Origin of the sequence: Pleomorphomonas carboxyditropha (assembly GCF_002770725.1) — a bacterium.
GTDB classification, from domain to species: domain Bacteria; phylum Pseudomonadota; class Alphaproteobacteria; order Rhizobiales; family Pleomorphomonadaceae; genus Pleomorphomonas; species Pleomorphomonas carboxyditropha.
Window position 1 is genome coordinate 46,709 of the sequence record NZ_NQVN01000027.1, and the last position, 15,700, is coordinate 62,408.

The window sequence follows — 15,700 nt, forward strand, 5'->3', positions numbered from 1 at the left end:
CGCAGCCGCTCGGCGAGGCGACTGGAGCATTTCCGGATGCAAGACGGGTTCCGACGTTTGCCGCAATTGCTCGATGTCAACTGCCGGCGCTGAAGAATCGCTGATGCACCATACAGGCAGCGCCGAAAGCCGCGCCGGATGGTCCCAGGGTTGAAAGCTCTATTTTGGGCCGCGGCAAACCGACGATCAGCATCGAATCGAGATTCTCGCGCACCCGCTTCTCGACGAACGGATAGATCGGCGCCACCGAGCCGCCGAGCACCACGAGGTCGGGATCGAGCACCTTGACCAGTTGCGCCAGGCCATGGCTGAGGTCGTCGGCCCATGCGTCGGCAATTCGCCGCGCCATCTCATCGCCGCGGGCAAGCGCCGCCAGGAACCGGTCGAGGTCGGGCTGTCCACCCTGTTCTTCGTAGGTGCCGAGCACCATGTCCTTGCCGATCAGCGTTTCGAGTTCGCCGGCCGTACCACGCCGGGCCGGCCGGCCGTTGCGCTCGATCGTCAGATGGCCGAATTCGCCGGCGAAGCCGAAGGCGCCGCGGAACAGCCTGCCGCCAGCGGTAATGGCGCCGCCGACGCCGTTCTCGATGTGAAGGAAGATGCTGGTGTTGGACCAGTCCAGGTCGCCGCTGTAGATCTCGCCGATGGCGAAGGCATTGGCATCGTTCTCCGCCGTCACATCGATCGGAAAAGGAAGGAACTCCCGCAGCATGTCCGTGACCGGCGTGTCCCGCCAGCCGAGCATGTGAGCGTTGCGGGCGTTGCCGGCATGATCGAGCAGCGCCGGCAGCGTGACGCATATGCCCTTCAGCCGGCTTTCCTCGACGGTCGGCAGGACGCTGGCGGCGAGAGCCGCCGCCTTGGCGATCACCGCCTCCGGCGGGAAGGAAGGACTGTCGAAGGCGACCGACTTTTGCTGCACGGTCGACGCCGAGAGGTCGATCACCACCGCGCTCAGCCGGTCGACGCCGATCTCCACGCCGGTAAAATAGCCGCCGTCGGGCGAGAGACGGATCTCGATGCCGGGCCGCCCGGTCCGTTTCTCTTCTCCGGGACGAGGCGTGTCCGGCGCTTCGATCACCAGACCCGACGACATGAGGGACGCCACGATGTTGCCCGTCGACGACCGGTTGAGCCCGAGCACGCGCGCAAGCTCGGCCCGGCTCATCCCACCCTTCCGAAACAGGGCGTTCAACGCATCAATCTCATTCAAATATCGAATGGTCTGGGGATTATTCATCATGAAAACTGCGGGAGGGGACTGCCCCCTCCCGCACCCTAAGCTTAGTGGGCGGACAACACATGATCAACGTTCGCCGAGGTGACGGCGAGCCACGGCACGTAATAGTGCTGTTCCTTGCCCTCATTCCAGGCCAGGGAGCCGCCGTTCGCGTCCCACACCGCCGCGCGCGGCTTGTAGCCGTCGATCAGCTTGTTGAGGGCCAGGTCGATGGCACCCTGAGACTGACCTTTGGCATCCTGCAGGATCGACATCAACTGGTCTCCGCGCTTGACCGCCTCGAGCGCGTCCTTGATGCCGTCGACGCCGGCAACCGGAACGGAACCCGGGGCGAGGCCATAGTTGCGGATACCCTCGATGGCGCCAACCGCCATCTCGTCGTTTTCGGCCAGCACGCCCTTGATCTGGTCGCCATTGGCGGTGAGGAAGTTCTCCATCAACGTGATGGCCTCGGCGCGCGACCAGTTGGCCGTGTTCTGGCCGAGGACGGTGACGTTCGGCTTCCCGGCGAGCACATTCTGGATGCCCTGGAACCGCTGGACCTGCGCCGACTGGCCGATCATGCCCTCGAGGATGACGATCTTGGCGTCGTCGCCGGCCTTGTCGATCACTGCCTTGGCCAGCATCTCGCCGGCCTCGACGTCGTTCGAGTTGATGTAGGCGTCATAGAGCTCGGTCTTGGAAACGACCGTGTTGGAACCGAACACCGGAATGCCGGCCTTGCGGGCCCGTTCGAGCGGCTCGTTGCCGGCGTCGATATCCACCGGGATGAAGATGATGGCGTCATACTTCTCGGTGATGGCGGTGTCGAACAGGTTGGACTGGGTCAGCACGTCCTGCCGGCCGTCCAGGATGGTCAGCGTCGCCGTACCGTCGGCGAGCGCCGGATGTTCCTTGGCGGCATCGGCCCAGAGCACGTTGTATTCGGTATTGAGGCTCTGAACGATGGCGGCGATCCGAAGCGGAGCGGCGCTGGCGGCAGTGGCGATCAGCATCGGCAGAGCCACGGCAACGCCGGCGGCCTGGAGCATCAGTCTACGATTTACCCTCATTTCTTCCTCCACTTTCAATGGGCTTTCCGTTTGCCCGTCACAACTCACCGCGATCCTTGGAACGGTCGATCAACACCGCCAGGACGATGATGGAACCTTTGATGATCTGCTGGTAATACGAAGACACACCCATCAGATCGAGCCCGTTGCTGATCATGCCGATGATCAGGACGCCGACGAGCGTGTAGGTGATGCGGCCAATGCCGCCGGTGAGGCTGGTGCCGCCGATGACGACCGCGGCGATGGCATCGAGCTCGTAGCCGATGCCGGCCTGCGGCAGCGCCGAGGTGGTGCGCGCCGTCAGCATGACGCCGGCGAGGCCCGCCAGCCCGCCCATCAGGGCGTAGACGGAAAAGACGATGCCGCGCGTGTTGATGCCCGACGTCTTGGCGCTGCGCGGGTTGCCGCCCACCGCGTAGACGCGCCGGCCGTAGACCGAGTAGCGCAGCGTCACGTAGGCGATCGCGAACACGATGGCGAAGATGATCACCGGCACCGGGATGCCGAGCACCGCGCCCTGGCCGAGCCAGCGGAACTCCGGGCTGAGGTTGGGGATCGGCCGGCCGCCGCTATAGAGCAACGTGGCGCCGCGGGCGACGCTGAGCAGACCCAGCGTCGCCACGAAGGGCGGCACGCTGAAATAGGCGATCAAGCCGCCGTTGATCACGCCGCAGGCCGTGCCGACGAGCACGCCGGCGATGACGGCGAAGACGGCCGGCTGCGCGTCGCCGCCGGTGACCAGGCTGGCGGCCACCGCGCCGGCCAGCGCCAGGATCGAGCCGATCGACAGATCGATGCCCGCCGTCAGGATGACGAAGGTCATGCCGACCGCCAGCACGCCGTTGATGGAAACCTGCCGCAGGACGTTCACGAGGTTGTTGGACGTCAGGAAGTTGTTCGACAGGAACGACAGAATCAGAAACAGAACCAGAAAGGAGATGACGATACCGTAGCGAGATACGAGTTCGGCCAAACCCCATTCGCGGCGCCCACTTTCAGCAGCCTTCACGACCCTTACTCCCCATAAGCTTGTTATGATGTTCCCAAGCGCGCGGCATTCGGTCCGCCGGCATCAGGACGCCAGATGGACCAGCATCTCCTGCGTCGCCTCGCCGCCGATGACCTCACCGGCGATCCGGCCGCGGCGGAACACGATGATCCGGTCGGAATTGCCGAGGATTTCCGGCACCTCGGAGGAAATCATCAGCACCGAGTTGCCCTCGGCTACGAAGGCGGAAAGAAAGGCATAGATCTCGCGCTTGGCGCCCTCGTCGACGCCGCGGGTCGGCTCGTCGCAGATCAGGATGCGCGGCTTCGGATCGAGGCAGCGCGCCAGCACCACCTTCTGCTGGTTGCCGCCGGAGAGCTTCTGGACCGCCTGATCGAACGAGGCGACCTTGATCGAGAAGCGCTTGACCTGATCGGCCACGCTCCGGCGTTCGGCCCGTTCGTCGAGGAAGCCGACGCGGGTGTAATGCGGCAAGTTGGCGACGGTAACGTTGTGCGCCACCGACGCGGTGAGCGACAGGCCGGTCTGCTTGCGGTCTTCGGTGACGAGGGCGATGCCGGCACGGATCGAATCCGCCGGCGTCTTCAATTGGGCGGGTCGTCCGTCAAGCCGGATCTCGCCGCTGTCGCGCGGCTCGGTGCCGTAGAGGGAATTGACGAACTCGCTGCGGCCCGATCCCAGAAGCCCGTAAAGCCCGAGGATCTCGCCTTTGTGCAGCGTGAGGTCGATGCCCTCGAACTTGCCGCGCCGCGAGAAGCCTTTGACCTCGATCACCGGCTCGGCCTTGCCGTCGGCCTTCGGCCGGCGCCGGTGCTCGAGAAGATCGCGCCCGACGATGGATCGGATGAGGCCGAGCCGGTCGATATCCTTGATCGAGCCGCTGTCGACATGGCGGCCGTCGCGGAACACCGTGTAGTCGTCGGCGATCTCGAAGATCTCGGTCAGCCGGTGCGAGACGTAGATGATGCCGACCCCCTGGGCGGTCAGATTGCGGATGGCGTCGAACAGGATCTGCGTTTCCCGTTCGCCGATGGCCGAGGTCGGCTCGTCCATGATCAGGATTTCGCTCTGCCGGCTGATCGCCTTGGCGATCTCCACCAACTGCGCCTGGGCGACGGAGAGGTCGCGCAGCCGCGCGGTCGGCGGCAGAGGGAACTTCAGCCGCGCCAGCAGTTCCTCGGCGTCGGTGATCATCTTGCGATCGTCGACGAACAACCGGCTGCGACGCTGCTCGCGCCCGAGATAGAGGTTCTCGGCCACCGTCATGTCGAGGAAGGGGCTGAGCTCCTGGGTGATGATGGCGACGCCACCGGCGAGCGCCTCCGCCGGGCTGGCGAATTCGACCTCCGAGCCCTTGATCTCGATGACGCCGGCATCGCGGCGGTAAAGGCCCATCAGGATGTTGAGGAAGGTCGATTTGCCGGCACCGTTGCCGCCGCAGAGCGCGTTGACCGTACCGGCGCGCAGCCGGATCCGCCCGTCGATCAGCGCCGCCACCTTGTTGAAGGTCTTGGACACCGCATCGGCCGAGAGCAGCAGCGGCGCCGCGCCCATCGTGCCGACATCGTTCAGTGGCGTTTCGCTGGAAATCATGTTTTCCTCCTCGCCTCCCTATCGGCGGGTCCTTCTCGGCGGCCCTGTACCGGGCATCGAGACCCGGCCTCCCCGGCCGATGCCGGCCGCGTGGGCCATTGGCTTTCGGTTCCGATCCGATGGCAGCCCGTTTCCCGGTCCGGGACTTTATTCAGGTCGTTCTGTTTACCACGATCCTGTTAGTTTGTATGTTTTAGCAACAAACATAGTATGGCGACTATGTCAAGTGGCGGTTGGGTGACCTAACCGAAAGTCGGCATCCACTGAAAACCGGGCCTTTCCGCCTCGCGCGGCAACGGCGCAACCCGGCCGGGACGAGCCGCCGAGCCGTCTTGCAGCACAGGCCTCACGCCCTCGCGGTCGCGAAATCGTAGTCCGCCAGGACGAGGCCGATATTGGCGAGCACCAGCTCGCGCGCCACCGGCCGGGCCCGTCCCGCGGCCACCCTCTCATGCAGCCGTCCGAGAGGGATCTCGCGGTCGCCGAGCGCGGCCATCAGCGCGTCGACTGCCGCGCGCCGCGATGGCCGACAGGCATTGGGTAGCGCCGGTCATGCGTGGGCTTCCTTGCGAATTTCGGCCGACGCCAGAAAGGCGGCGATCTGCGCCGTGCTGGATGCGCCCTCCATCGGCCCCTTGCGCGTCACGGCGAGCGCGCCGGCGGCATTTGCCAGCCGCAGCGCCTCGGCGGGCGCCAAGCCCCTCAGCCAGTGCGTGACGAAGGCCGCGCCGAAGCAGTCGCCGGCGCCCGTCGGGTCGACTTCCTCGACCACGAAGCCCGGCATCTCCACGCTTTCGCGGCGGCTGTGGAATGCGGCGCCGGCGGCACCCTTCTTGACCACCACGGCCGAGATTCCGCGCGACAGCAGCTCGGCCACCGCTCCGGCTTCGTCTTCGGCTTGGGCGAACAGGAAGATTTCCGGACCGCTCGGCAGGAACAGGTCGGTCTGCTCCAGGATGGCGTCGAGGGCGGCGCGCATCCCGGAGGCGCCGAGTATCTCCTTGCGGACGTTGGGATCGAACGACACCGTGCCTCCCCTGGCCTTTACCGCGGCGATGCCCGCTCTCACCACCTCGACCACCCGGTCGGAGAAGAGAGACGACCCCATGACATGGAAGTGGTCGGCGCCGGCCAGCAGCGCTTCCGCCGCCGCGTCGATGGCGATCCGGCCGCAGGCGCTTTGCGGGATGTTGAAGATGAAGGCGCGGCTGCCGTCGGCGGCGTAGCGCACGAAGGCGGTGCCGGTGACCGCATCCGCATGCACGGCGATCGCCGAGACGTCGACGCCGTCGGCCCGCAGGCGGTCGAGGTTGAGCTTGCCGAAATCGTCGGCGCCGACGCTGGAGATCATGCCGCAGGGCTGACCGAGGCGGGCGGCCTGGCTGATGAAGATCGCCGGCGCACCCGACGGATAGGGGCCGGCCCACCGGCCCGGCTCAAGAAACGTCTGTCCGATCTCGGTCGCCATGATCTCGACGACGATCTCCCCGGCCGTCACGATTTTCTTCATCGGCTGCCTCCCGTGCCAACGGCGTCCTCTTCGCCTGAACGCCTATTGACAAGGTGCGTATCATATATTTGTTTGTAGTCGCAACATACATTTTATCGCTAGGGGGTTCAGGGCTCCAAGGCGATGGGGAGGAAGCGAATGAGACGCCTGGGCATTCACGCATGCGAGCGGGAGGTCGGCTGGAGGGGCTTCGAGTCGATGCCCGAACCGTTGGAGCCTGCGGCCGCAAGCTCATCGAGTTTCCATCTGACTATCACGGCTAAAAATTCCAGTCAGACGAAGTAGATACGAAGCCCACCGGATGACTTCACATAGTCGACACGGCTTGTGGAAGTCAAATTCAAAAGAAAGCAGCGAAAATGAAGTTCGGTACACTGTACTCCTACTGGAGCCCGGAATGGAACTGTGATTGCAATAGCTATGCCAAGCTTATCGAAAAGGCGTCGGAGATCGGCTTCGATATCCTCGAGGTAAGCGCAGACCACGTCTATCGCATGTCCGCCCCGGAGCTGAGGCGCCTCAACGAACTGAGCAAGAAGCACAATATCATATTTACGACCAATAGCGGCCCGGCCAAGGAATACGATCTGTCGTCAACCGATGAGAAGGTCAGGCAGAACGGAATTGAATATTTCAACGTCGTCATGGAGAAGATGGTCGAACTGGGGTCGAATTCGCTGGCAGGCGCCATCTATTCATTCTGGCCCTGCGACTTCGAGTCCACCGACAAGGAAGGTGCCTGGAGCCGGAGCATCGATGCGCTCAGGATCGTGGCGAAGACGGCCGAGCGGCTGGGCATCACCATTTCGCTCGAAGTCCTGAATCGCAACGAATCCTACATTTTGAACACATGCGAGGAAGCGATCGCGTACTGCGAGAAGGTCGGCAGCCCGGCAGTGAAGATCTTGCTGGACACCTACCATATGAATATCGAGGAAGACAGCCTGCCTGATGCGGTGCGCGCCGCGGGCCCATTGCTGGGGCATCTGCATGTCGGCGAAAACAACCGCAAGCTTCCCGGCATGAATAACACCATAGATTGGAAGGCCCTGGCGGGGGCGCTGCATGATATCCGTTACGATGGAACCGTCGTAATGGAGCCATTCCTCATTGCCGGCGGTTCGGTTGGATACTCAATTCGTCTTTGGCGGGACCTCAGCAACCACGCCAACGGCAGGGAAATGGACCGGTACATAACCGAATCGCTCCGCTTCCTGAAAGAGAGCTTCGCATAAACGACCGCCTAGCGCCTTGCGAAGCTTTGCATGAGAGCTGTCCCGAAAAGAGTTGAGCGATTTCAGCGGGATGCGATTCCGTTCGTTGCCATGCGGAATGGAACGCCGCATACCTTGGGCTGAAATCGCTCATTGCCAGCCTGCTCGGGCGCCGACGCGTCATGCAAGCGACCTTGCCGACTGGAACGGGAGCAAATGGCTCCGTAACTGCGTTGAGGATGCCACTGCCAGAAGACGCATCGCAAGCGATCGCGCATATCGCCGAGGTTTCGCCTCTGGCACTCGGATATCAGCTTATCCGGAAGCGCCGGGCCTCGGCCGGGTTGGCGAAGACCTCGCGGTCGAGGCGCGTCAGCATGTAGGAGATCAGGCCGGTCATGATCATGTCGGTCTGCCAGGGTAGCGTCTCGATCACCGTCGACCGGCGCAGGTCCTCGACCAGCGCCGCCTCGATCGCCGCCTTCAGCCCCGCCTCAAACAGCGGATAGGCGCGCACCGAGCCGCCGGTCAGCACGATGCGGCTGGGGTTGATCAGCGCCATCAACCGGGCGAGCCCGTAGCCGAGCGCCTCGCCGGCCCGATGGTAGATCGCCCGCATCGCCTCGTCGCCGGCATAGGCGGCCGCCTCGTGGGCGATCAGTTCCCCCTGCGTCGGCCGCACGCTGAGCGGCGGCGCGTCCTCCGGCAGGCCGAGCGCCTGGCGGTGGATGGCGTAGTCGGCGATATAGGCTTCGAGGCAGCCGCGCCGGCCGCACTGGCAGAGGGCGCCGCCCGGCAGATGGTTCATATGGCCGAATTCGGCCGCCGAGCCGGCGGCGCCGTGGTGCAGCCGGTCGCCGACGAACAGGCCGGCGCCGACGCCCTGGTCGACGAAGATCACCGCGAAGGTGCCGTTGTAGACGTCGGGGTTGGCCTCGTGCAGCGCCTGGGCGATCATGTTGGCGTCGTTGGAGAGGATGCAGTTGCGGCCGGTCAGCACCCTGAGCGGCTCGACCAGGCGCATGTCGCGGACGCTGAAGGCCGGCGACCACATCACCGATCCGGTGTTGGTGTCGACGAAGCCCTGGGCGCCGATGGCGATCTCGGCCACCTGGCGGAAATCGATGCCGTTGTCGGCGACGATGCCGCCGAGCAGGTCGGCGAGCTTGACGGGGAAGCTGTCGCGCGTCTCCTCGTAGGTCGGCACCACCGCCTCCTGGCGGTCGATGATGCGGCCGTCGAAATCGGCAAGCTGCAGCACGACGCTGTCGCGGGAGATCTTGGCCGCCAGCACGTAGCCGGCGGTCGGGTCGAGGCGCAGCATGACGCGCGGCCGGCCGCGGCGCGCCGGCTCGGCCTGCACCTCGCCGGCCTCCGCCTCGTCGTCGCGCGCCTCGATCAGCCCTTCGGCGATCAGGTCGGCGGTGATGGCGGTGATGGTCGCCGGCGACAGGCGCGTCTCGGCGCCGAGGTCGACGCGAGCGATCGGCTCGCGCCGCCTGAGCGCCGACAGCACCAGCGACCGGTTTTGCCGACGAACGTGATCGCTGTCGGCCTTGCCGACGGAAACGCGCCGCGTTCCATCTCCACGCACGGTCATGATGATGCCTGTCCTCCCCGACGGGGGCCTCCCCTCTCCGGCGCCCGCTTTATCCTACTGGACCAGCTCCGCCGAAAACGGCCTCGCCGAAACCGGTCCATCTCCTTGTTTCGACGCAAAACCGCCCGCTTTGCCGGCATTGCTCCGCGACGTCCGCCTGTCCGGCCGTCCCGGCCGTCGCCTCGCACCGCCGCAGGACCGTCCGTTCGCCCCCCGCGCGGCGGCCGGTCCAAATCGGCCCGAATATTGACATCGCGCCCCGCCTCGGTCCACGCTTTTTTTGGACTTCAAAGATAATCATTGGGTCGAGCGGCTTCGCCGCCGCGCTTCACAACGCGTGGGCCCGCGCGTATTGTCCGCGCGCCCATGGGAACGCCATTCGGGGGACGTCTTCGACATGTGGAGGGTGCTGCCGGCCATCGTCCTCGGGCTGCTCGGTCAGGCGGCGGCGTCGCCGGTCATCGGCGTCAGCTGGCCCGGCGATATGGCGCGTCAGTGGAAAGCCGATTCGGAAACCATCCGCGCGGCGGTGGCGGCCGCCGCCGGCGCGGTGATCGAAACCGACGCCCAGCTGTCGGCGGCCAAGCAGATCCTCGACGTCAAAAGCCTGATCGACGCGGACGTCGACGTCCTGATCGTCGCGGCCGTCGACTCGCGGGCGCTGGAGCCGTCGATCCGCGCGGCCGTTGCCGCCGGCGTGTCGGTCATCGGCTACGATCGGCCGATCGGCCTCGACGGCGTGATCTCGATCGGCTTCAACCAGACCGATATCGGCCGGCTGCAGGCGATGGCTCTCTATGCCGCGCGGCCGCGCGGCAACTGGGTGCTGCTGAAAGGCGATTTCGACGATCCCCAGACCGCCCGCCTCTATGCCGGCCAGACCGGCGTCCTCAAGGATTCCATCAATGCCGGGCTGATCCGGATCGCCGGCGAGGCCTATACGCCCGGCGGCCTGTCGCTCAACGCGCGGCGGGCCTTCGGCAACATCCTCGACGACACGCGCAACGCCGTCGACGCCGTGCTGACGCCGGATGACGCCAGCGCCGGCGAGGCCATCTCGGTGCTGGAGGAGCGGGGCCTCGCCGACAAGGTGGCCGTCGTCGGCCAGGGCGGCGACCCGGCGACGCTCAACCGCATCGCCCGCGGATTGCAGGCGGCCACCATCTGGGAAGATCACGCGGCATTGGCCCGCAAGGCGGGCGAGGTGGCGCTGAAGCTGGCCGACGGCCGGCCGCTCGGCGAGCTCGGGGTAGCCAAGCCGGCCGACGACGGACAGGGGACGACGTACGAGCTCTACCTCCAGCCGTTCACCATCACCGTCGATGCGCTCGGCCTCGCCCTGACGGCCGGCTGGATCGACACGCAGCGTCTCTGCGAGGACGTGCCGGCCGGCCGCGTCGCCGACTGTCGCTGAAAGCCGTGGGCCGGATCAGGCGAACAGCTCGGGCCGGCGCCGGCGCAGCGCCTCGACGAGCAGCCGCGTCTTGAGATCGAGCGCCTCGCCGCCATCGGCGAGATCGGCCAGCGCGGACAGCGGCAGCTCGACCACCTCGATCTCCTCGTTTTCCTCGGCGAGCCCGCCGCCCTTGCCGCGCGGCGCGGTGGCGTCGACCTCGCCCAGATAGAGCCAGACCCGCTCGGTCAGCGAGCCGGGCGAAGCGTAGGGCCGGCCGAGGAACTCGAGCTTGCCGACGACGCAGCCCGCCTCTTCCCAGGCCTCGCGGCGCACGGTGGTCTCGCCGTTCTCGCCGTCGTCGACGATGCCGGCGATCGCTTCGAGCGTGATGCCGCGGCCGTCGGCCAATAGCGCGGCCGCCCGCACCTGCCGGACCAGCACGGCCGTCCGGCGGACCGAATCATAGACCAGCACGGCGGCGCCGTCGCCATGGTCGTGCACCTCGCGGCGCACCAGCCGGGGCTCGCCATGAACGGTCGTCTCGAGAACCGCCACTTCCAGCGTCAGCCAGCCGTCGTAGACGGTCCGGCGCTCCTTGATCGACACGGGAGGCAAGCGGCTATCGGCAAGTTGGTCCGCCATATGGAATCTCCCCTGTCGCCGTTGATGCGCTCCTTGATAGCCGCCCATCCTCGGCCCCGCCAGCGCCGCCGGCCGGGCAGCGAGGATCGGCGGCGCCGGTCCCCGGCCGCTGTCGCCCGTCGGCAACAGTCGGGCGCCGCGCACCCGGCCGCCGGCAAGGCACGGTGGGAGCTTGACCGCCGCCCCTCGCCTCGGCCAAATGCAGCAGCCATCGTTTGGGAGTCCAGCATGAACCATCCGTCCTGTCTCGCCGTCGTCCTCGCGGCCGGGGAAGGCACGCGCATGAAATCCGACCTGCCGAAGGTGCTGCACCCGGTCGGTGGCCGACCGCTCATCGATGCGGTGCTGGAAATTGCCCGCGCCGGCGGAGCGGACCGACTCGCCGTGGTGATCGGCGCCGACAAGGTGCGCGCGCATTTGACCAAGACCGCCCCCGACGCGCAGGTGTTCGAACAGCGTGAACGGCTCGGCACCGCCCACGCAGCGCTTGCCGCCCGCGAGGCGCTCGCCCGCCACCAGGGGCCGGTGCTCATATTGTTCGGTGACACGCCGCTGGTCCGGCCTGCCACCATCGCCGCCCTCACCGGCCGGCTGTCGGCCGGCGCCGACATCGCCCTGCTCGGCTTCACGACGGATGCGCCCACCGGCTACGGCCGGCTGATCATCGAGGACGGGCGGCTCGTCGCCATCGTCGAGGAAAGGGACGCCGACGAATCGACCAAGGCGATCCGCCTGTGCAATTCGGGCATCATGGCATTCAGGCCGGGGCTGTTGCCCGAGCTGCTCGACGCGATCGGCAACGCCAATGCCAAGGGCGAATACTATCTGACCGACGCCGTCGCCCTGGGCACGGCGCGCGGCCTCCGGGCCGAAGCGGTGATCGGCAGCGAGGAGAGCGAATTCGTCGGCGTCAACGACCGCGCCCAGCTTGCCGCCGCCGAGGCGATCTTCCAGAAGCGGGCGCGCGCCGAGGCCATGGCGGCCGGCGCGACGCTGGTCGCGCCGGACACCGTGTTCTTCTCCTTCGATACCCGCCTCGGCCGCGACGTGACCGTCGAGCCCAATGTGGTGTTCGCCCCCGGCGTCGAGGTGGCGTCGGGCGTCGTCATCCGGGCGTTCAGCCATCTTGAGGGCGCCAGGGTGGCGAGCGGCGCCGTGATCGGCCCCTATGCGCGGCTGAGGCCGGGCGCCGACCTCGCCGAGAATGTCCACGTCGGCAATTTCGTCGAGATCAAGAACGCCCGCGTCGACCAGGGCGCCAAGGTCAATCACCTTACCTATATCGGCGACGCATCGATCGGCGCCCGCACCAATGTCGGCGCCGGCACCATCACCTGCAACTACGATGGCTATTTCAAGCACAGGACGATCATTGGCGCCGACGTGTTCGTCGGCTCCAATACCGTCATGGTGGCGCCGGTCACGGTCGGCGACAACGCCCTGACGGCGGCCGGCTCGGTGATCACCGCCGACGTGCCCGGCGACGCCATGGCCTTCGGCCGCGCCCGCCAGGACGTGAAGGAAGGCATGGGAGCGGCGAAGAAGGCGGCGCTGGCCGCGAAGAAGGCCGCCGCGAAGTCCACGGGCTGACCGCCGGCCGCCCGAACGCCGCCCGGATGCCATTCGAACGGCCCGGCGAAAGCCGCAACCTTGGCCAAACGCCGGATGGCCGAGCGGATTCATTCCCTTTTGCCTCATTTGCCATGGCCAAAAGGCCGCGCGCGATGCCGCCGCGCCGGCCGGCCGGCGATCGGGAAAAACAATCTTCGGTAGGCTGCCCCGGCCGACTGCAGCGCCCGCGACGGGGCGGCACAAGCGTCGCCGTGCGCCATTTCACGGCTCCATCGGCGCATTTGGCGGCCCGGACAGGCTTTTCCGTAGCCGCCTGCCAACGTTTTCAGACCGGAAGCCGACCGAAACGTTCATCAAAACATGGACGATCCTGTCCCATCACGCCGTGGTGAAGCGATTTGCCAAGCCAACCTTCCGGGGAGAAGCATGGCAAGCGGCGTGAGACGAGGCGAGATGCGAAAAGCGGAGACACATCTTCAGGTCTATTTTGATTCGCATCATTCATCTTTAAGTTGATAATTTGTATTTTACCTATAAAAATTTTGTTCGATAATCGAATTTATAATTGCAAGATCTTCGAAAACCGCTCAAAATTCTCCTAAAGTCGAATTTTCCCTTTTAATTACGGCATGTTGCCTGAGCACCGTATTCCCCTTCATCGAAAATGCAAGGGATTGCACGGATAACGGTGGGCTTGCGGAGCAGGGAGCGCTTGGCTAAACTATTACATAAAGTCGATCCGGCGCCTGGGAAGAGGACCGGAGATCGCGGCTGATTTGGGGGAAAAATCAGGCATGAGAGGGAGTTGGGAGCGTGATGCCTGCGGCAGTGCGCGGTTCGAGGCCGATGCTGTCCGGTCGTTTGCAACGCATCGTCCCGCCAAGATGAAATCGCGCCCCGGCCGGCAAGGCATTTCGTCCACGGACAAAGATGTCACGGCCGATCACCCGGCGGCCGTGACGATGGGAGGATTTTCCTTCCCGTCCCGTCCCGCCGAAACCGCTGGCCTCCGGCTCCGCCAATCCCCTGGCGCGCGTCGGCCGGTCTCGGGCGAGCACCGCCCCGTTAGTCGATGGTCGGTGCGGCCGAGGTCTGGACAGCCGCGTGGTTTCGGTGAAACTGCCGGTGGGAAACGGGAGGTCCGCGCCGCCCGCCATGCGGTTTTGGCGTGCGGATTTCCGGAGGGATTCCGGAACGAACGGTTCGCCGCCTGATGCGGGCGGCGTCGCGGCGGTGGTCGTGCGGCCACCTTCCGCGGCAAGGGTGTCCTTCTTCTGTCCGGCGCCAGCCGGCATGGAGGGAAGAAGCGGATCCGGCGGCAATCCGTCGCCGGACCCAACAGGGAATAAGGCGGGAGCATCCTGCTTTATGAGGACGTCAGGGGCGGCAAGCGCCTGACGAAACTGGTCACCAACTCACACGGAATTCCCGAGGGGGCGCGACGGATCGCCAACCCTCGCGGGATTGAAGGGGGAGAGAATGAAGCTTACCAAGATTCTGGCTGCCACGCTCGTGATCGGCGTTTCCGCCATGGCCACCGCGTCCTACGCCGCCGAGAAGGGCAAGGTCGGCATCGCCATGCCGACGCAGTCCTCGTCGCGCTGGATTTCCGACGGCCACAGCATGGTCGAGCAGTTCCAGGCCGCCGGCTTCGAGACCGACCTTCAGTACGCTGAAGACGACATCCCGAACCAGCTCAACCAGATCGAGAACATGGTGACCAAGGGCGTCAACGTCCTCGTTGTCGCCTCGATCGACGGCACGACGCTGACCGACATCCTGGCCAAGGCCCACGAGGCCGGCGTCAAGGTGTTTGCCTACGACCGCCTGATCCGCAACTCGCCGAACGTCGACTACTATTCGACCTTCGACAACTTCCAGGTCGGCGTGCTGCAGGCGGAGTCGCTCGAGACCCCGCTCGGCCTCAAGGACGGCAAGGGTCCGTTCAACATCGAACTGTTCGCCGGCTCGCCCGACGACAACAACTCGACCTTCTTCTTCAACGGTGCCATGAGCATCCTGAAGCCCTACATCGACAGCGGCAAGCTCGTCGTCCAGTCGGGCCAGACGGACTTCGCCCAGGTCGCCACCATGCGCTGGGACGGCGCCACCGCCCAGGCCCGCATGGACAACATCCTGTCGGCCAACTACACCGACAAGCATGTCGACGCCGTGCTGTCGCCCTATGACGGCATCTCGATCGGCATCATCTCGTCGCTGAAGGGCGTCGGCTACGGCACCGAAGGCACGCCGATGCCGTACGTGTCCGGCCAGGACGCCGAGCTGCCGTCCGTCAAGGCGATCGTCGCCGGCGAGCAGTATTCGACGATCTTCAAGGACACCCGCGAGCTGGCCAAGCAGACGGTGAAGATGGTGTCGCAGGCCCTCGAGGGCCAGGAAGTGGAAGTCAACGACACCACGACCTACGACAACGGCGTGAAGGTCGTTCCGTCCTTCCTGCTGAAGCCGGTGCTGGTCACCAAGGACAACTACAAGGAGATCGTCATCGACTCCGGCTACTACAAGGAATCGGACCTCTGATCCGGTCCTGATTGCTGATTTTCCGCGCGGGGCTCGTTCCCCGCGCGGTCTTAAAAATCTGTCCGCTGCGCGGATCGGTGCGCCCTCGGGTGCCCTGGCGGCAATACACCAACAACAAGACTGTTCTGCCTGTCGCCCATCGGAGATCGGCGGACAAAGGAGCCTCGCGTGAGCACGAACGTGATCCTCGAGATGCGCGACATCACCAAGACGTTTCCCGGCGTCATTGCGTTGCGCGACGTCAGCTTTTCGGTAGAGGAAGGCGAAATCCACGCGCTCTGCGGTGAAAACGGCGCCGGCAAGTCGACGCTGATGAAGGTGCTGAGCGGCG

General features: G+C 65.6%; 13 protein-coding genes. 5 read left to right on the forward strand and 8 right to left on the reverse strand.

Annotation, left to right across the window (positions count from 1 at the left end; all coding sequences use genetic code 11):
* Positions 1-76: 76 nt before the first annotated feature.
* The 6 genes from CJ014_RS24115 to CJ014_RS24135 all read right to left on the reverse strand — a co-directional run bounded on the left by CJ014_RS24115 (position 77) and on the right by CJ014_RS24135 (position 6,404).
* Positions 77-1,243: an ROK family transcriptional regulator gene (locus CJ014_RS24115; protein WP_100083056.1), complete on the reverse strand. Its 1,167-nt coding sequence runs from the start codon at positions 1,241-1,243 to the stop codon at positions 77-79.
* 41 nt (positions 1,244-1,284) lie between these two features.
* The gene (locus tag CJ014_RS24120) at positions 1,285-2,292 is read right to left on the reverse strand and encodes a substrate-binding domain-containing protein (protein ID WP_100083057.1); all 1,008 of its coding nucleotides are present in this window, start codon (positions 2,290-2,292) and stop codon (positions 1,285-1,287) included.
* 37 nt (positions 2,293-2,329) lie between these two features.
* On the reverse strand, positions 2,330-3,301 hold the full coding sequence (locus CJ014_RS24125) for an ABC transporter permease (RefSeq protein WP_100083058.1): 972 nt from the start codon (positions 3,299-3,301) through the stop codon (positions 2,330-2,332).
* A 63-nt stretch (positions 3,302-3,364) separates the two neighbouring features.
* Positions 3,365-4,894 carry a sugar ABC transporter ATP-binding protein gene (locus tag CJ014_RS24130; protein ID WP_207765852.1) on the reverse strand — a complete coding sequence of 510 codons (1,530 nt, stop codon included), beginning with the start codon at positions 4,892-4,894 and terminating at the stop codon, positions 3,365-3,367.
* Between the two features lie 346 nt (positions 4,895-5,240).
* Positions 5,241-5,390, reverse strand: a complete 150-nt coding sequence (locus tag CJ014_RS27955) for a class II D-tagatose-bisphosphate aldolase, non-catalytic subunit (protein ID WP_165790973.1) — start codon at positions 5,388-5,390, stop codon at positions 5,241-5,243.
* A 54-nt stretch (positions 5,391-5,444) separates the two neighbouring features.
* Complete coding sequence (locus tag CJ014_RS24135; RefSeq protein ID WP_100083059.1) at positions 5,445-6,404, reverse strand: tagatose kinase; 960 nt, start codon at positions 6,402-6,404, stop codon at positions 5,445-5,447.
* A 359-nt stretch (positions 6,405-6,763) separates the two neighbouring features.
* Here CJ014_RS24135 and CJ014_RS24140 point away from each other — a divergent pair, with 359 nt between their 5' ends.
* A complete protein-coding gene (locus CJ014_RS24140; RefSeq protein WP_100083060.1) occupies positions 6,764-7,639 on the forward strand; it encodes a D-psicose 3-epimerase in 876 nt (291 codons plus the stop codon).
* A gap of 289 nt (positions 7,640-7,928) precedes the next feature.
* Here the strand turns inward: CJ014_RS24140 and CJ014_RS24145 are convergent, their stop codons facing one another.
* Positions 7,929-9,218, reverse strand: a complete 1,290-nt coding sequence (locus CJ014_RS24145; RefSeq protein WP_100083061.1) for an ROK family transcriptional regulator — start codon at positions 9,216-9,218, stop codon at positions 7,929-7,931.
* Between the two features lie 397 nt (positions 9,219-9,615).
* On the opposite strand from CJ014_RS24145, the gene CJ014_RS24150 reads away from it, so the two are divergent.
* Entirely contained in the window at positions 9,616-10,632 is a 1,017-nt protein-coding gene (locus CJ014_RS24150) for a substrate-binding domain-containing protein (protein WP_100083062.1), read from the forward strand.
* A 15-nt stretch (positions 10,633-10,647) separates the two neighbouring features.
* Here the strand turns inward: CJ014_RS24150 and CJ014_RS24155 are convergent, their stop codons facing one another.
* Entirely contained in the window at positions 10,648-11,256 is a 609-nt protein-coding gene (locus CJ014_RS24155; RefSeq protein WP_165790974.1) for an NUDIX domain-containing protein, read from the reverse strand.
* A gap of 228 nt (positions 11,257-11,484) precedes the next feature.
* Between CJ014_RS24155 and glmU the strand changes: the two genes are divergently transcribed.
* The 3 genes from glmU to CJ014_RS24170 all read left to right on the forward strand — a co-directional run.
* A complete protein-coding gene (glmU, locus tag CJ014_RS24160) occupies positions 11,485-12,846 on the forward strand; it encodes a bifunctional UDP-N-acetylglucosamine diphosphorylase/glucosamine-1-phosphate N-acetyltransferase GlmU (protein ID WP_100083071.1) in 1,362 nt (453 codons plus the stop codon).
* Positions 12,847-14,307: 1,461 nt separating this feature from the next.
* Positions 14,308-15,369, forward strand: a complete 1,062-nt coding sequence (gene chvE, locus CJ014_RS24165) for a multiple monosaccharide ABC transporter substrate-binding protein (protein WP_100083064.1) — start codon at positions 14,308-14,310, stop codon at positions 15,367-15,369.
* A 192-nt stretch (positions 15,370-15,561) separates the two neighbouring features.
* The coding region (locus CJ014_RS24170; RefSeq protein WP_118847947.1) for an ATP-binding cassette domain-containing protein at positions 15,562-15,700 on the forward strand (139 nt) is incomplete at its 3' end.